Source organism: Pseudomonas putida, assembly GCF_022627325.1.
In the GTDB taxonomy this organism is placed as follows: Bacteria; Pseudomonadota; Gammaproteobacteria; order Pseudomonadales; family Pseudomonadaceae; genus Aquipseudomonas; species Aquipseudomonas putida_X.
In genome coordinates, this window is record NZ_JAETZZ010000016.1 from 86,828 (window position 1) to 103,735 (window position 16,908).

The window sequence follows — 16,908 nt, forward strand, 5'->3', positions numbered from 1 at the left end:
TCCGACTGAGCGAGTTGAAGGAATCAAGGCGGAGCTTACTTATTTGCTTAAAAAATTTATTGAAATGGTGTGATCATGACAAGAATTGTAGAAGTCGAGCATTGGTTGAAGTCCCTAGGTGAAACTCATGCCACGTTGCTTGGTCTTGGGCTTGATCCAGATCTCCCTTTCATAAAACTCTATTCTGGTGCAACAGAGCTGTACCTTGAGCCAGAGCCTGGGGTTAGCTATAGACTTGATACGGAAACTAAAGTATTGCAAGCGGTGATTGTTACAATTATCAGGCGCGTTGAGCTTGAGCCAGAGTTTAAGGATCTTCTTTCGCAACCCTATGGTTGTCGGGATAAGGATGCTGTTCGGGCGACATGGGGAAATCCCATTAGTTCACGAGGTCCTATGGCGATGCCGCAACCCATAGGCAAAACGGGTGGATGGGATATTTATGAGCTTTCCTCCCAGGGGTTTGCGAGTGTCGAATTAACATATAATTATACTACGGATTTTAAAGTTTCCGGGGTTGTCTTGAGGGCTAAGGAAGATGAAGCTTGAGAAACGATTGCAAGACTACGATGAGCATTCGTTCTTATTGCTCGTCAAAAATATCTGGGATGTCGAAGGCAAGAGGTCTGAACATAACTCATTCATCGCCCATTTCGACCAGATAATCGGCCACCCCGCCGGCAGCGACCTCCTGTTCTACTCAACCGTTGACGAAACCGGCAGCATCAACTCCCCTGACCACATTGTTGCAACGATAAAATCCTGGCATCAGCAAAAAGGCCGCGCAGCCTTCAAAGGCCAGACCTTGCAACCACCACCGGTTCGCCAAACGCTGACCCCCGCGCAGCGAGCCAGCCAGTCTTCCACCCGCAACCTGGAAAAAGTGCGCAAACTGGTAGCTGAGATCCAGGCAGCCGAGCAGCAGGGCAAACTGAAGCTGACCGCGTTGGAACAGCAATTGGCTCGCAGCCCAGGCGTCGGCGCGCCTGCGCAGCAACTGGCTGCCAGCCTCGCCGCGCTGCGTGCCCTGGAACTGGCCCAGCATCAAGCCAAGGCCGCCGTCGACCAGCTCAAGCGCTTGCAGATGTCAGTCAAGTTTGCACTCGATGGCGCAAAGCGCGACGCCTCCAGCCCGTTTCTAAACGCTGCAATCCAGGCCGTCGTGCTGCGTGAAATCACCGCAGGTAGCCAGCGTCATGCCGCGGCGTTGGCTACGGCCCAGGCGCGTCATCCCGCCTTGTACGGCCGTGGCGTGAAGCTGATCGAAAGCCTGGAAGCACGTATCGCCCAGTTGGCCAAGGCCACGGCGACCAGCCCGGGGCATGGGCCTTTGACGTTAAAGGCCGCGGCCCATGCAGCAAGCCTGCATCCTGCATTGCTGACAGCGCAAGGCTTGAGCCGTGAAGTAGCCCAACAGCAGCATCATCTGATCAAGACCTTTCGTTCCGCTGTAGCGGAACTGGATTGGCAGGCAACGTCGCTGCAGGGCGATCACCCCGGCACGTATGCGGATGTTGTCGAGTTCGTGTTGAGTACCCCCAGCGACGATCCGCGCTTTGCCGTAACGGTGCCGCTGGTTGAAATGCTCGACAGCGAGCGGATGGACTGGGCAGCTTTAGGGTAGCCCCTACTTTCCTGCAACATCTTGCAAAGGCCATCCTGGGTATCCAGTGATGGCCTTTCATCCAATTGTCATATTGAAGTCATATCGTCTTCATGCGGCCTGCTGATACTTGGGCCCGATCCATCCAACACCCCAAATATTCCTGCTAGGAGCAAGGCATGAAACTTAAGCGTTTGATGGCGGCCCTCACCTTTGCCGCCGCTGGCGTTGCAACCGCCAACGCGGTAGCCGCCGTCGACCCTGCGATCCCGACCTACACCAAGACCACCGGTGTTTCGGGCAACCTCTCCAGCGTCGGTTCCGACACCCTCGCGAACCTCATGACCCTGTGGGCCGAGGCCTACAAGAAGGAATATCCGAACGTCAACATCCAGATCCAGGCTGCCGGCTCCTCCACCGCGCCACCCGCGCTGACCGAAGGGACCGCCAACCTTGGCCCGATGAGCCGCAAGATGAAGGACGTCGAGCTGCAGGCCTTCGAGCAGAAGTACGGCTACAAGCCGACCGCCATTCCGGTCGCTGTCGACGCCCTGGCCGTATTCGTACACAAGGACAACCCGATCAAGGGCCTGACCATGGCTCAGGTCGACGCGATCTTCTCTTCCACTCGCCTGTGCGGTGCCAAGGCCGACGTCAAGACCTGGGGCGACCTGGGCGTGACTGGCGACCTGGCCAACAAGCCAGTGCAGCTGTTCGGTCGTAACTCGGTATCGGGTACCTACGGCTACTTCAAGGAAGAGGCCCTGTGCAAAGGTGACTTCAAGCCTAACGTCAACGAACAGCCAGGCTCGGCGTCGGTCGTGCAGTCGATCAGCTCCTCGTTGAACGGCATCGGCTACTCGGGTATCGGCTACAAGACTGCCAGCGTCAAGACCGTAGCCCTGGCCAAGAAAGAAGGCGGCGAGTTCATCGAAGACAACGAGGCCAATGCCCTGAACGGCACCTACCCGCTGTCGCGCTTCCTGTACGTCTACGTCAACAAGGCCCCGAACAAGCCTCTGGCCCCGCTGGAAGCTGAGTTCGTCAAACTGGTGCTGTCGCAGGCCGGGCAGCAGGTCGTGGTGAAGGACGGCTACATTCCGTTGCCATCGAAAGTGGTCGACAAGACCCTCGCTGACCTGGGTCTGTCCCACGCCGGTAACGTTGCAAAGAAGTAAGTAACTGAGGAAAAGGCCGGCAATTGAGCCGGCCTTTTCCACGAATTCTCGGTCCGAAGCCAGGGCTCCTGAGCGGCGGGCTTTTTTGCGTCAACGCACTGTCATGTTTTTGTCATACGGGACCGCTAGGGTGTGCGCATGAATGATCTGGCCAACTCCACCATGACCCAAAAATCCCCTCCCGAGCGGATTGATTTCAATACGCCCGAGTTGCAACGCAAGCGCCGCATGCGCGCGCTCAAGGACCGCCTGACCCGCTGGTATGTACTGGTAGGCGGGCTTGCTGTGCTGGCAGCCATCACGCTGATCTTCTTCTATCTGGCCTATGTGGTGCTGCCGCTGTTCCAGGGCGCCGAGCTGACCAGCAAGAAGGCCCTGGAGCCGACCTGGCTGCAGCAGGATGCCGGCAAGCCGCTGATGATCGCGCTCGAAGAGCAGAACCTGGTCGGCATGCGTGTTTCGGACAAGGGGCAGGCACTGTTCTTCGATACCAAGACCGGTAACGAGCTCAACCGCGTCGACCTGCCGCTGCCGGCAGGCACCCAGGTCAGCTCGATCAGCACCGACCAGCCGGGTAGCCCACTGGTGGTGCTGGGCTTGTCCAATGGGCAGGCGCTGGTGTTCCACCACACCTACAAGATCACCTACCCAGACAACAAAAAGACCATTACCCCCGGCATCGACTATCCATATGGCCAAGAGCCGTACGTGCTGGATGACCAGGGCCGCGCGCTGGAGCACGTCAGCGTCAACGTCAACGGCGACACCCTGATGCTTGCCGGTTCCACTGGCGCGCACCTGCAGGTGATCGAGCTGACGCGCACCGAAAACCTGATGACCGAAGAGGTCACCACCGAGCAGAACCGCATCGAGCTGCCGCAAATGACCGAGGCGGTGAAGAACATCTTCATCGACCCGCGCCAGCAGTGGCTGTACGTGATCAACGGCCGAGCCACCGCGGATGTCTTCAGCCTGCGCGACAAGAGCCTCAATGGCCGCTACAAGCTGTCTGAGAGCGCTGATACCGAGATTACCGCTACTGCGCAACTGGTCGGCGGCATTTCGCTGATCTTCGGTGACTCCAAAGGCGGCCTGGCGCAATGGTTCATGGCGCGTGACGCGGATGGCGAATTGCGCTTCAAGCAGATCCGTACCTTCCAGATGGGCAAGGCGCCGATCGTCCAGATCGATGCCGAAGAGCGCCGCAAGGGCTTCATCGCCCTGGACGCCGAGGGCAAGCTGGGCGTCTTCCACAGCACCGCGCACCGCACCCTGCTGGTCGAGCCTGCTGCCGAAGGCCCAGGTATCATGGCCCTGTCACCGCGTGCCAACCGCATCTTCATCGAAGAGGGCGGCAAGCTGCTGCCACTGAGGCTGAAGAACCCGCACCCGGAAATTTCCTTCAGCGCGCTGTGGGGCAAGGTCTGGTACGAGAACTACGACGAGCCCAAGTACGTCTGGCAGTCGACGGCTTCGAACACCGACTTCGAGCCTAAGCTGAGCCTGTCGCCGCTGACCTTCGGTACCCTCAAGGCCGCGTTCTACGCGATGATCCTGGCGGCCCCGCTGGCCATCGCCGCCGCTATCTACACCGCTTACTTCATGGCCCCGGGTATGCGCCGCAAGGTCAAGCCGGTGATCGAACTGATGGAGGCGATGCCGACGGTGATCCTCGGCTTCTTCGCTGGCCTGTTCCTCGCGCCGTACCTGGAAGGGCACCTGCCAGGTGTGTTCAGCCTGTTCCTGCTGATGCCGTTCGGCATTCTGCTGGCAGGTTTCACCTGGAGCCGGCTGCCTGAGTCGGTTCGCCTGCGCGTTCCGGATGGTTGGGAGGCCGCGATCCTGATCCCGGTGATCCTGTTCACCGGCTGGTTCGCCCTGACCATGAGCCCGTACCTGGAAACCTGGTTCTTCGGTGGCGATATGCGCCTGTGGATAACCAATGATCTGGGTATCACCTATGACCAGCGCAACGCCTTGGTAGTCGGTATCGCCATGGGCTTTGCGGTCATCCCGAACATCTACTCGATCGCCGAAGACGCCGTGTTCAGCGTGCCGCGCAGCCTGACCCTGGGCTCCCTGGCCCTGGGTGCGACGCCGTGGCAGACCTTGACTCGCGTGGTCATCCTCACTGCCAGCCCGGGTATCTTCTCGGCGTTGATGATCGGCATGGGCCGAGCGGTGGGCGAGACCATGATCGTGCTCATGGCCACCGGCAACACTCCGGTGATGGAGCTGAACCTGTTCGAAGGCATGCGTACCTTGGCCGCCAACGTGGCGGTGGAGATGCCCGAATCCGAAGTCGGTGGCAGCCATTACCGTGTGCTGTTCCTCGCCGCTCTCGTGCTGCTGATGTTCACCTTCATCATGAACACCTTGGCCGAGCTGATTCGCCAGCGTCTGCGCAAGAAATACTCGTCGCTTTGATAGAAAGGTAGAGATCCGTGAAAAAGGATTCCCTCAAAGGCTGGTTCAAGAGCGGCGCCCCAGGCGTCTGGATCAGCGGTGGCGCGGTTGCCATGGCGGTCATCATGACCGTCGGCCTGCTGGCCGTGATCGCCGTACGCGGCCTGGGTCACTTCTGGCCCGCCGACCTGGTCCAGGCCACCTACAAGGTGCCGGGCCAGGGTGACCACGTCATCGTCGGTGAAGTGGTTCAGAAAGAAGAAGTACCTCGCGCCCGCCTCAAGGGTGCCGGCTTGCCGGTGCCTGACGAAGGCCCCGAGTTCATGACCCGTGAGCTGATCAAGGTGGGTAACCGTGACCTCAACGGCAGTGATTTCACCTGGGTGGTCGGTGAATGGTTGGTCGACGAGCAGCGTCCGGTCGACCTGATCGCCCTGGAGCGCCGCGAATGGGGCAACTTCTACGGCTATCTGGTGAGCGTCAAGGAACAAGGCCGCGTGGTCGCCGAAGGCGCTGGCGCCTGGAATGAGCTGCAGGCACGTCTCAAACGCGCCAACCAGCTCAACAGCGAGCTGCAGCAGCTTGAGAAAAAAGACATCGGTGCCATCAACCATGGCTTGGAGCGGCTGCGCCTGCAAGGCCGCAAGCTGGAGCTGGAAGGCAAGCTGGACGCTACCGCCCAGGCCGACATGGATGCCGAACGTGCCGAGTTGAACAGCCGCTACAAGGCCATCGAAGACCGCCTCACCAGCCTGCATCAGGCCTTCGCCCGCGACAGCCTGGTCGCTCGCGACGGCAACGGCCGCGAAGTGGAGATCAACCTGAGCAAGGTGGTGCACGCCATCCAGCCCAACGCCATGTCCGGCTTTACCAAGATGGGCACCTATTTCACCAAGGTCTGGGAGTTCCTCAGCGACGATCCTCGTGAAGCCAACACCGAAGGCGGTATCTTCCCGGCCATTTTCGGTACCGTGATGATGACCCTGATCATGGCCGTGATCGTCACCCCGTTCGGCGTGCTGGCGGCGGTCTACCTGCGCGAATACGCCAAGCAAGGCCCGGTCACGCGCCTGATCCGCATCGCCGTGAACAACCTGGCGGGCGTTCCGGCCATCGTCTACGGCGTGTTCGGCCTGGGCTTCTTCGTCTACGTGCTGGGTGGTTCGATCGACCGTCTGTTCTTCCCCGAATCGCTGCCGGCACCGACCCTGGGCACGCCAGGCCTGCTGTGGGCATCGCTGACCCTGGCGCTGCTGGCCGTACCGGTGGTGATCGTGGCTACCGAGGAAGGCCTGGCGCGTATTCCACGCACCGTGCGTGAGGGCTCGCTGGCGCTTGGCGCGACCAAGGCCGAGACCTTGTGGAAAATCGTGCTGCCAATGGCCAGCCCGGCAATGATGACCGGCATGATCCTCGCCGTGGCCCGAGCCGCGGGTGAAGTAGCGCCGCTGATGCTGGTGGGTGTGGTCAAGCTGGCGCCGTCGTTGCCGCTGGACGGCAACTATCCGTACCTGCACCTGGACCAGAAGATCATGCACCTGGGCTTCCACATCTACGACGTCGGCTTCCAGAGCCCCAACGTCGAGGCGGCGCGGCCGCTGGTGTACGCCACTGCGCTGCTGCTGGTGATGGTGATCGCCACCCTCAACCTCTCGGCGGTGTGGATCCGTAACCACCTGCGCGAGAAGTACAAGGCCCTCGACCACTGATTGAAGCTTTAAGCCACAAGCGGCAAGCCCCAAGAGGATTGCCGCTTTGCCCTAACTTGCAGCTTGCAGCTCAACGCATGCAGCTACAAACGGAGTGAGACCATGCAGCAAGAATCCCACACCCACGGCATCGACATGGCTGCCCTGGGCCGCGACAAGCAGAGCCTGCGCCTGGCCGAAGAGACCGTGGCCATCGAAGTACCCGGCTTGAGCCTGTACTACGGCGACAAGCAGGCGTTGTTCGACGTCAGCATGAACATCCCCAAGCAACGCGTGACGGCTTTCATCGGCCCTTCGGGCTGCGGCAAGTCGACCCTGCTGCGCACCTTCAACCGCATGAACGACCTGGTGGACGGTTGCCGTGTCGAAGGTGCCATCAACCTGTACGGCAACAACATCTACCGCAAGGGCGAGGACGTGGCCGAGCTGCGCCGCCGTGTGGGCATGGTGTTCCAGAAGCCAAACCCGTTCCCCAAGACCATCTACGAGAACGTGGTATATGGCCTGCGTATCCAGGGCATCAACAAGAAGCGTGTGCTGGACGAGGCGGTCGAGTGGGCGCTCAAGGGCGCCGCACTGTGGGATGAGGTGAAAGACCGTTTGCACGACTCGGCGCTGGGCTTGTCCGGCGGCCAGCAGCAGCGTCTGGTGATCGCCCGTACCATCGCCGTCGAGCCTGAAGTACTGCTGCTCGATGAGCCTTGCTCGGCACTGGACCCGATCTCGACGCTGAAGGTCGAAGAGCTGATCTACGAACTGAAATCCAAGTACACCATCGTTATCGTGACCCACAACATGCAACAGGCGGCCCGTGTTTCGGACTACACCGCGTTCATGTACATGGGCAAACTGGTCGAATTCGGTGATACCGACACCCTGTTCACCAACCCGGCGAAGAAGCAGACCGAAGACTACATCACCGGTCGCTACGGCTAACGGCGCCTTGAGCGGCGAGCTGCGAGCTGCGAGCTGCGAGCTTCAAGCTTCAAGCTTCAAGCTTCAAGCAGAAGCAAGAGCAGTTAGCGCGGGGCCAGGAACGATACGAACTACTTGAAGCTTGCAGCTTGCAGCTTGCAGCTGCCGCAGCTTCCCGGAGCGAAACGATGATCAACAAAGAAAGCCTGACGCACCACATTTCCCAGCAGTTCAACGCCGAACTCGAAGAGGTGCGCAGCCACCTCCTGGCCATGGGCGGGCTGGTCGAGAAACAGGTCAATGACGCGGTTACCGCGCTGATCGAGGCCGACTCCGGCCTTGCCCAGCAGGTGCGTGAAGTCGACGAGCAGATCAACCAGATGGAACGCAACATCGACGAGGAGTGCGTGCGCATCCTCGCCCGTCGCCAGCCCGCGGCCTCTGACCTGCGCCTGATCATCAGCATTTCCAAGTCGGTGATCGACCTGGAGCGCATTGGTGACGAATCGACCAAGATCGCCCGCCGCGCCATCCAGTTGTGCGAAGAAGGCGAGTCGCCGCGTGGCTACGTCGAAGTGCGCCACATTGGCGACCAGGTACGCAACATGGTGCGCGACGCACTGGATGCCTTCGCCCGCTTCGATGCCGACCTGGCCCTGTCGGTGGCCCAGTACGACAAGACCATCGACCGCGAGTACAAGACCGCCCTGCGTGAACTGGTGACCTACATGATGGAAGACCCGCGCTCGATCTCGCGGGTATTGAGCGTCATCTGGGCCCTGCGTTCGCTGGAGCGCATCGGCGACCACGCGCGCAACATCTCGGAACTGGTGATCTACCTGGTGCGCGGTACCGACGTCCGCCACCTGGGCCTCAAGCGCATGAAAGCCGAAGTTCAGGGAACGGCGGGTGATGAGGCCGAAATTGCTAATGTTCCGGCTCAACCTGACGATAAATAAGATTGCTCCCGAGCATCGACGCCCGGCTTTTGCCGGGCGTTTTCGTTTGCGCTTGAGCAGTCAGCAGGCACCCGCGAACGATGCAAAGAAGTCCCGGCGTGATCCAGGTGTTGGCAAATGGCCACCAATCGGCGGTAGGCTAGTCGGGATTCAAGAGGAGTATCGATGAGTAAAGTCAATGTGCTGGTCGTGGATGACGCCCCGTTCATCCGTGATCTGGTGAGGAAGTGCCTGCGTAATGCCTTCCCGGGCATGGTCATCGAAGATGCGGTGAACGGCCGCAAGGCCATGGCCATGCTGGCCAAGGAAACCTTCGACCTGGTGCTGTGCGACTGGGAAATGCCCGAGATGTCCGGCCTTGAGCTGCTGACCTGGTGCCGCCAGCAGCCAGAGATGAAGAGCCTGCAGTTCATCATGGTGACCAGCCGCGGCGACAAGGAAAACGTCATCCAGGCCATCCAGGCGGGCGTCTCCGATTTTGTCGGTAAGCCGTTCACCAACGAACAGCTGCTGACCAAAGTGAAGAAGGCCCTGACCAAGATCGGCAAGCTTGAAAGCTTGGTAGCCGGTGGTCAGGCGCGGGTGAATTCGGCGTTCGCCAACGATTCGTTGAGCGCGCTGACCGGGGGCAAACCTGAAGCGGTCAAGGCCACGCCTGCTGCCGCTGCTGCCGCTGCGCCGGCCAAGCCATTGATCAATGCACCCAAACCGCAGACGGCTGCTGCGGCCGCCGCGCAGACCGGGCGTGGTCAAGGCCAGCTGCGCCTTTCCAGTGGTACTCAGCCTTGTGTGATCAAGGCGTTGAGCCTCAAAGAGGCGCTGCTGGTGGTGCGTCGCAGTGCCGTGCTGCCACAGGTGCTCGAAGGCGCTGTGCTGGACCTGGAGCAGGGCGAGAGCGCTGAAGTCGCTCGCCTGAACGGTTACCTGCATGCCATTGCAGCATTGGAGCCGAAACCTGAGAGCGACTGGCTGCAACTGACCTTCAAGTTCGTCGACCAGGATGCGCAGAAGCTCGACTACCTGTCGCGGCTGATTGCCCGCGGCACCGCGCAGAAGCACTTCACTCCCGGCGCTTAGTGCCTCGTACAACGCCCTGGGCCGCTGCGCGGCCCTTTCGCGGCGCATGGCCGTCATTACAGAACTGCGGCGGTCATCCGACCAACTGTCATACCGCTCCCAGATCCGGCTGCTAGGCTTCGACAGACGGTAACTGTCAAAAAGCCACTATCATGCCTGCTGCCCGCTTGCTGCTGCTCTGTACCTTGCTCACGGCCTCGGCGTCGAGCCTGGGCATGACCATCTACAAGACCACCGACAATTTCGGCGTGGCGTCCTACTCCGAGCGGCCCAGCCCAGGTGCCAAGGCGCTGGAGCTGGGCGAGCCGATGTTCGAGCAGGTGGAGGGTCGGGTACGCCTGCAAACCGAGCCATTCCCCGGCGGCGTTCGCTTCCTGGTGCGTAATGAGCTGTATGTGCCCATGCAGGTTGAATTGCGTATCGACCAGTTGGCTAATGCCTTTGGCGGTAACGGACCGCGGATCGTGCGGGCCGTAGTCGGGCCACGCTCGACTAAGGTGCTCAGTTCTGTATTGGCGGCACCCGGCGGGCCGCTAAGGTACGCCAGCAAATTTCAGTACGCCATGGGTGATCCCGGCCAGCGTACGCAGGCTTACCGCTACCCGTTCCCTTGGAAGGGCGGCCCTTTCCGCCTGACTCAAGGCCCCAATGGGCGCTTCAGCCATTACGGCCCCAAGGGCCGTTTTGCCATGGACATCGCCATGCCGGAGGGCACCCCGATCATCGCGGCCAGGGGTGGGAAGGTAGTGAAGATCGAGAACAGCCAGAGCGGGCGGGGGCCCAACCCCTCGGGCAATTTCGTGCGCATTCTTCACCCGGACGGCACGATGGGAGTGTATCTGCACCTGATGCGCGGTTCAGTGGTCGTGGCTGAGGGGCAGCAGGTGGCGTTGGGGCAGGCGTTGGCCAAGTCGGGCAATACCGGCAACAGCACGGGCCCGCACCTGCATTTCGTGGTGCAGCGCAATGTCGGCTTGGCGCTGGAGTCGATCCCTTTCCAGTTCGACCGGCCGATTGGCGGTTTGCCGAACTTTACTGCAGGCAATCCATGAAAGTGTCGGGGCCGCAAAGCGGCCCCGACAGGCTCAATCGAGCTTGATCACCTTGGCCAGCACGATCTTGGGCCCTTTCATCTTCTTGATGATGATGCGCAGGCCTTCGACTTCCAGCACTTCCTCTTCCTCAGGCACACGCTTGAGCGTTTCATAGACAAGCCCGGCCAGGGTTTCCGCTTCGATGTGGTCAAGGTCGATACCCAGCAGACGCTCCACCTTGAACAGCGGCGTATCGCCACGCACCAGCAGCTTGCCTGGCTGGTAGGCCAGGATGCCGCGCTCGGTCTTGCGGTGTTCGTCCTGAATGTCGCCCACCAGCACTTCCAGCACGTCCTCCATGGTCAGGTAGCCGATCACCTTGCCATCGGCTTCCTCGACCAGCACGAAGTGCGCGCCGCCCTTGCGGAACTGCTCCAGCAACTGAGACAACGGCATGTGCCGCGATACACGCTCCAGCGGGCGCGCCAAGTCTTCGAGGTCCACGGTTTCGGGCAGGTGCTCGAGTTCGGCCAGTTCCAGCAGCAGGTCCTTGATGTGCAAAAGCCCGGTGAACTCCTCACGTTCGGCATCGTACAGTGGATAACGGCTGAACTTGTGGCGGCGCACCAGGGCCAGGATTTCCTTGAGTGGCGCATGGGCGTCGATGCTGATCATGTCTTCGCGCGAGTTGGCCCAGTCGACCACTTCCAGCTCGCCCATCTCCACGGCCGAGGCCAGCACACGCATGCCTTGGTCGCTCGGGTCCTGGCCACGGCTGGAGTGCAGGATCAGCTTGAGCTCTTCACGGCTGTAATGGTGCTCGTGGTGCGGGCCAGGCTCGCCCTGGCCGGCAAAGCGCAGGATGGTGTTGGCACTGGCATTGAGCAGGTAGATGGCCGGGTACATCAACCAGTAGAACAGGTAAAGCGGTACCGCAGTCCACAGCGACAGCAGTTCGGGCTTGCGGATCGCCCAGGATTTGGGCGCAAGCTCACCGACCACGATGTGCAGGTACGAAATGACGAAGAAGGCGACGAAGAACGAAACACCCTTGATCAACTCGGGCGTGTCCACGCCCAGGTACGCCAGCAACGGCTCGAGCAGGTGGGCGAATGCCGGCTCACCGACCCAGCCAAGGCCCAGGGAGGCGAGGGTGATACCCAGCTGGCAGGCCGACAGGTAGGCGTCGAGCTGGTTGTGTACCTTGCGCAGGATGCTGCCACGCCAGCCGTGCTGCTCGGCAATGGATTCGACACGGGTGGAGCGCAGCTTGACCATGGCGAACTCGGCGGCTACGAAGAAGCCGTTGAGCAGCACCAGGAACAGGGCGAAGAGAATCATGCCGAAATCGGCGAATAACGAGGTGAGGCTGATACCAGGGGAAGGGTCCATGATGGATTTTTTACGGGGTCCGTCTTTGGGAAAGGTTAGAAAAAAAGTGCCAGCTTTTGCTGGCACAGGGGGCTCAATGTAGCGGCTGGGGCAGCAAAAGCAAAGTGGCCCTTGGAATCACGCGTGAGCGTCAGCCAGTTGTGCAGGGGCGAAGTGGCAGGTGAAGGTGCTGCCATGGCCCGGTACGCTGCTGATCTCAAGGCGCCCGCGATGGCGCATGAGCACATGCTTGACGATCGCCAGCCCCAGGCCCGTGCCTCCTGTGGTGGAGGCGCGGCTGGAGTCGACGCGATAAAAACGTTCGGTCAGGCGCGGCAGGTGCTTGGCGTCTATTCCGACACCCGAGTCCTGCACCGTCAGGTGAGCGCCCTCGGCGTCGGCCCACCAACGGATACGAATCTTGCCTTCGTCCTGGGTGTACTTCACCGCGTTGAACACCAGGTTGGAGAAAGCGCTGCGCAACTCCGACTCGCTGCCTTTGAGGCGCAGGCCCGGCGTGGCCTCCAGGGTAATGTGCTGGTTGCGTGGCCCGGACAGCGCCTGGGCGTCGCTCATGATCGCACCGAGCAGTGCGTCGACTGCCACCGGCTGGTTGTCCGATGGATAATCGGTGGCTTCCAGCTTGGCCAGCAGCAGCAGGTCGTTGAGCAGGGCCTGCATGCGCGAGCCTTGCTGGCTCATCTGCTGCAGCGCCCGGTTCCAGCGCGGGTTCACGTCTTCGACGTTATCCAGCAGGGTTTCCAGGTACCCTGCAATCACCGTCAGGGGTGTACGCAACTCGTGCGATACGTTGGCCACGAAGTCTTTGCGCATCTGTTCGAGTTGATGGATGCGGGTAACGTCGCGCACCAGCATCAGGTGCTCATTGTTGCCGTAGCGTGTGAGGTGCAGCTGCACGCGCATGCGGTCATTGATGGGGGAGGGAATTTCCAGCGGTTCGGCGAAGTTATGCGACTCGAAGTATTCCTTGAAGCGTGGGTGGCGTACGAGGTTGGTGACCGGTTGGCCGCCATCTTGCGGGGTCTTGAAGCCCAGCAGGGTTTCTGCGGCGCGGTTCCACCATTCCAGGTTGCCGTCGCTGTCGAGCATGATCACCGCGTCGCGCAGGGCGGCCGTTGACTCCTGCACCCGGTCGATCACTGCCTGCAAGCGGCCGCGTACGCGCTGGTCGCGGCGTTGCAGGTGATAGATGCTGTCGAACACTTCGCCCCACAGGCCGTAGCCGTCGGGGGGCGCTTCGTCGGGCTGATGGTTGCGCAGCCAGTCGTGCAGGCGCAGCAACTGTTTGAGGGTCCAGCCCAGGTAAAGGCCCAGGCCAATGGCCAGGCTCCAGCCGTAATAACCACTGACCAGGCCGCCTATCAGGCAGACAGTGATCATCAGCAGCAGGTGGCGAATCAGGGTTGCGTGCCAGTTCTGGTTCAATTGACAGATCCTTCGGATCCAGCTGCAAGCTGCAAGCTACAAGCTGCAAGAAGAAGCGGATCGGTGATGCTGATAGTCCTTTTCTAGCCTGGAAGCTGCTCGCTTTTGCTTGCAGCTTGCAGCTTGCAGCTAGCTCTTGGTCGAGAAGCGGTAGCCAGTGCCCCGGACGGTTTGTACCAGATTTTCGTAGGCTTCACCCAGTGCCTTGCGCAGGCGGCGGATGTGCACATCCACGGTGCGTTCCTCGACATAGACGTTGCCGCCCCAGACCTGGTCGAGCAACTGGCCCCGGGTGTAGGCGCGTTCCTGGTGGGTCATGAAGAACTGCAGCAGGCGGTATTCGGTGGGGCCCATCTCGGCCGGCTTGCCGTCGATGGTCACGCGGTGGCTGATCGGGTCCAGCAGCAGGCCGCCGACTTCGATAGGGGCCTCGCTGTCGCTCGGGCCGGCACGACGCAGCACGGCTTTCAGGCGTGCTACCAGCTCGCGAGGCGAAAAAGGTTTGGTGATGTAGTCGTCGGCGCCGACTTCCAGGCCCTGGATCTTGTTGTCCTCTTCGCCTTTGGCGGTGAGCATGATGATCGGAATATCGCCGGTGAGTTCATCGCGCTTGAGGCGGCGCGCCAACTCGATGCCGGAAGTGCCCGGGAGCATCCAGTCGAGCAGGATCAGGTCCGGTTTACGGTCGACGATGATTGCGTGGGCCTGTTGCGAGTTCTCGGCTTCCAGGCAGTCATAGCCGGCCATTTCCAATGCAACGGCGATCATCTCGCGAATGGGCGCTTCGTCGTCGACGATCAGAATGTTTCTGCCAACCATGCTTTGAACCTCTCCTGGAATTTCGGGGCTGGCCCGCATTAGATAACGGAATTATTGCAGCTGTGTGACAGGGCGTTGGCCATTCTGGCGACTTCGCATGACTGGACTAGGCTTGCAGAGGCCGCTGCGGCGGCTGTGCGAACTCATTCCACCCCCCGAATACAAGGTGATTCCAATGACACGACACACGCTGAGCTGGATGGCCCTCTGCGCTGCGCTGGCACTGCCCGGAGTAGCGTCGGCCCACCATGCCATGGAAAAGGACGGCATGTGGGTCGATCACGCGGGCATGACGCTGTACACCTTCGACAAGGATGCTGGCGGCAAGTCGATGTGCAATGGCGAGTGCGCTAGCAACTGGCCGCCGCTGCTGGTCAAGGCCGACGACGAGCCTGCCAAGGGCAAGTGGTCGGTGGTGATGCGCGACGATGGCAAGAAGCAGTGGGCGTATGACGGCAAGCCCCTGTATACCTTCGTCAAGGACAAGAAGGCTGGAGACATGACCGGTGATGGTTTGAAAGACGTCTGGCACGTCGCCAAGCCTTGAGACCGCCAGGGCCGCGTTGCGGCCCAATCGTCGGCAAGCCGGCTCGCACAGGGTGGCTTGCCGGGGTTGTGGTCAGCGCAGGGCGTAATCGAGCACCACGCCCATGAACACCAGCAGCCCCGCCCAGTGGTTGTGCAGAAACGCCTTAAAGCACGACTCCCTGTCCAGCTTGCGCGTCGACCAGTATTCCCAGGCAAAGCACAGTGCGGCCCCCAGCAGCCCGAGGTGGAACCAGCCACCTAGCTCGAAGCGGCTCCCCGCCAGTAACAGGCAGCCCAGCGACAGCATCTGCAGGGTCAGAATGATCACCCGGTCGGATTCGCCGAACAGGATCGCAGTCGATTTCACCCCGATTTTCAGGTCATCGTCCCGGTCGACCATGGCGTAGTAGGTATCGTAGCCCACCGTCCACAGCAGGTTGGCGATGTACAGCAGCCAGGCGCTGGCCGGCAACTCGCCGCCGGCGGCGGTGAAGGCCATGGGGATGCCCCAGGAATACGCGGCCCCCAGCACCACCTGCGGGTAATAGGTGTAGCGCTTCATGAACGGGTAACAGGACGCCAACGCCACTGCACCGAATGACAGCCACACGGTCCTGCTGTTGGTGCAAAGCACCAGCAGGAAGCTCACTGCCACCAGGATCGCAAACAGCGCCAGGGCTTCGCGTGGCGTGACCCGGCCACTGGCCAGTGGCCTGTCGGCGGTACGTTTGACGTGGCCATCGACCTTGCGGTCAGCGAAGTCATTGATGCAGCAGCCAGCGGCACGCATCAGTACGACGCCCAGGCCGAAGATAAGTACGTTGGCCAAGGTTGGCGAACCCAGCCCTGCGATCCACACCGCCGTCAGGGTAGGCCACAGCAGCAGGTAGATGCCGATCGGCCGGTCCATGCGGCTGAGCTGGATGAAGTCCCACGCGCGCGGGTGCACGCGGTTGAGCGACTTGAGCAGTTGCAGGTACATCAGCGGTTTTCCTCCTTGGCTGCTTGCCACAGTGCCGGCAGGAATACTTCGGCCACCAGCAGGTCGAGGCCGTCGCGTTCAAAGCGCGAACGTCGCCCCCACAGGCCGTCATGGGCAACCTCGGCGGGCAGCCAGGCCTGTGGATAACTACCCACTTCGATAGGATGGCGGATGAACGCCTGGTCGCAGAACAGCAATTCCCCCAGCGACCGGCTGCCGAGGGTTTCCAGGTCCAGGCCGCCGCGCTCTAGCGCCTGACGGCTGGCCACGCTGCGGGCGAACACCCAAGGCAGGCCATGGCCGCGCAGGTACACCTCGCGTACCCAGCCTTCGGCGCCTGGGGCGATGCCCAGTGCCAGGCACTCGTCATCGCGCAGTGGCTGCCAGCCTTCGAACAGGGGGGTAACGCTGAATTGGCCGCTGGACAGGCGGGTCAGGCGGCGAGTCAGAGAACCTTCATCGAACAGCCAGTCGTGGGTGTGCTGGTCGATATCGGTCGCCAGCTGTGAAGACGCCAGCCACGCGACAGCGGCTGCTTGCGGGGATTCGTACGACACGTCGGTATGCTTGATTACAGCCAGAGAGGCGGCGAGCTTAGCATGATTGCCCCAACTGCTTGCATAATGCCCGCGTAAGGGCCCTGAGCCCGAATGACAAAGCCTGAGCCTGCAGCGAGGAACGACAAATCATGAAGAAGTGGCAGTGTATTGTCTGTGGCCTGATCTACGACGAGGCCCAAGGGTGGCCGGATGACGGCATCGCGCCGGGTACGCGCTGGGAGGATGTGCCACAAGATTGGCTGTGCCCCGATTGCGGCGTTGGCAAAAGCGACTTTGAAATGATCGCCATCGGCTGATCGCAATGCTGTTCAACCAAGAGGA

General features: G+C 61.1%; 16 protein-coding genes. 11 read left to right on the plus strand and 5 right to left on the minus strand.

What is annotated here, in order from left to right; genetic code table 11:
* Nucleotides 1-75 precede the first annotated feature (75 nt).
* The 9 genes from JNA92_RS22465 to JNA92_RS22505 all read left to right on the plus strand — a co-directional run bounded on the left by JNA92_RS22465 (nucleotide 76) and on the right by JNA92_RS22505 (nucleotide 10,899).
* Complete coding sequence (locus JNA92_RS22465; protein WP_241806717.1) at nucleotides 76-549, plus strand: hypothetical protein; 474 nt, start codon at nucleotides 76-78, stop codon at nucleotides 547-549.
* The gene (locus tag JNA92_RS22470) at nucleotides 539-1,624 is read left to right on the plus strand and encodes a bacteriocin immunity protein (protein ID WP_241806718.1); all 1,086 of its coding nucleotides are present in this window, start codon (nucleotides 539-541) and stop codon (nucleotides 1,622-1,624) included. Before JNA92_RS22465 ends, JNA92_RS22470 begins: the two co-directional genes overlap by 11 nt.
* A 158-nt stretch (nucleotides 1,625-1,782) precedes the next feature.
* Entirely contained in the window at nucleotides 1,783-2,781 is a 999-nt protein-coding gene (locus JNA92_RS22475; RefSeq protein ID WP_241806719.1) for a phosphate ABC transporter substrate-binding protein PstS, read from the plus strand.
* A 138-nt stretch (nucleotides 2,782-2,919) separates the two neighbouring features.
* Nucleotides 2,920-5,208: an ABC transporter permease subunit gene (locus JNA92_RS22480; protein WP_241806720.1), complete on the plus strand. Its 2,289-nt coding sequence runs from the start codon at nucleotides 2,920-2,922 to the stop codon at nucleotides 5,206-5,208.
* A gap of 17 nt (nucleotides 5,209-5,225) precedes the next feature.
* Nucleotides 5,226-6,896, plus strand: a complete 1,671-nt coding sequence (gene pstA, locus JNA92_RS22485) for a phosphate ABC transporter permease PstA (protein WP_241806721.1) — start codon at nucleotides 5,226-5,228, stop codon at nucleotides 6,894-6,896.
* Between the two features lie 102 nt (nucleotides 6,897-6,998).
* Nucleotides 6,999-7,832 (plus strand): phosphate ABC transporter ATP-binding protein PstB, encoded by an 834-nt coding sequence (gene pstB, locus JNA92_RS22490; RefSeq protein WP_241806722.1) that lies wholly within the window; start codon nucleotides 6,999-7,001, stop codon nucleotides 7,830-7,832.
* 167 nt (nucleotides 7,833-7,999) lie between these two features.
* Entirely contained in the window at nucleotides 8,000-8,770 is a 771-nt protein-coding gene (gene phoU, locus JNA92_RS22495) for a phosphate signaling complex protein PhoU (RefSeq protein ID WP_241806724.1), read from the plus strand.
* A 165-nt stretch (nucleotides 8,771-8,935) separates the two neighbouring features.
* Nucleotides 8,936-9,847, plus strand: a complete 912-nt coding sequence (locus tag JNA92_RS22500) for a response regulator (RefSeq protein WP_241806725.1) — start codon at nucleotides 8,936-8,938, stop codon at nucleotides 9,845-9,847.
* Between the two features lie 152 nt (nucleotides 9,848-9,999).
* Nucleotides 10,000-10,899, plus strand: a complete 900-nt coding sequence (locus JNA92_RS22505; RefSeq protein ID WP_241806726.1) for a M23 family metallopeptidase — start codon at nucleotides 10,000-10,002, stop codon at nucleotides 10,897-10,899.
* Nucleotides 10,900-10,932: 33 nt separating this feature from the next.
* Here JNA92_RS22505 and JNA92_RS22510 read toward each other — a convergent pair whose 3' ends face one another.
* The 3 genes from JNA92_RS22510 to phoB form a co-directional block, all read right to left on the minus strand.
* On the minus strand, nucleotides 10,933-12,273 hold the full coding sequence (locus JNA92_RS22510; protein ID WP_241806728.1) for a hemolysin family protein: 1,341 nt from the start codon (nucleotides 12,271-12,273) through the stop codon (nucleotides 10,933-10,935).
* 117 nt (nucleotides 12,274-12,390) lie between these two features.
* On the minus strand, nucleotides 12,391-13,698 hold the full coding sequence (gene phoR, locus JNA92_RS22515) for a phosphate regulon sensor histidine kinase PhoR (protein ID WP_277818258.1): 1,308 nt from the start codon (nucleotides 13,696-13,698) through the stop codon (nucleotides 12,391-12,393).
* Nucleotides 13,699-13,827: 129 nt separating this feature from the next.
* On the minus strand, nucleotides 13,828-14,517 hold the full coding sequence (gene phoB, locus JNA92_RS22520) for a phosphate regulon transcriptional regulator PhoB (RefSeq protein WP_012312105.1): 690 nt from the start codon (nucleotides 14,515-14,517) through the stop codon (nucleotides 13,828-13,830).
* Between the two features lie 175 nt (nucleotides 14,518-14,692).
* Between phoB and JNA92_RS22525 the strand changes: the two genes are divergently transcribed.
* A complete protein-coding gene (locus JNA92_RS22525; RefSeq protein WP_241806729.1) occupies nucleotides 14,693-15,064 on the plus strand; it encodes a COG4315 family predicted lipoprotein in 372 nt (123 codons plus the stop codon).
* Nucleotides 15,065-15,136: 72 nt separating this feature from the next.
* On the opposite strand, the gene ubiA is transcribed toward JNA92_RS22525, so the two are convergent.
* Both ubiA and JNA92_RS22535 read right to left on the minus strand, forming a co-directional pair.
* Nucleotides 15,137-16,027 (minus strand): 4-hydroxybenzoate octaprenyltransferase, encoded by an 891-nt coding sequence (gene ubiA / locus JNA92_RS22530; protein ID WP_241806730.1) that lies wholly within the window; start codon nucleotides 16,025-16,027, stop codon nucleotides 15,137-15,139.
* Nucleotides 16,027-16,584, minus strand: a complete 558-nt coding sequence (locus JNA92_RS22535) for a chorismate--pyruvate lyase family protein (RefSeq protein WP_241806731.1) — start codon at nucleotides 16,582-16,584, stop codon at nucleotides 16,027-16,029. Before JNA92_RS22535 ends, ubiA begins: the two co-directional genes overlap by 1 nt.
* 131 nt (nucleotides 16,585-16,715) lie before the next feature.
* Between JNA92_RS22535 and JNA92_RS22540 the strand changes: the two genes are divergently transcribed.
* Complete coding sequence (locus JNA92_RS22540) at nucleotides 16,716-16,883, plus strand: rubredoxin (RefSeq protein WP_012312109.1); 168 nt, start codon at nucleotides 16,716-16,718, stop codon at nucleotides 16,881-16,883.
* The last annotated feature ends 25 nt before the right edge of the window (nucleotides 16,884-16,908 follow it).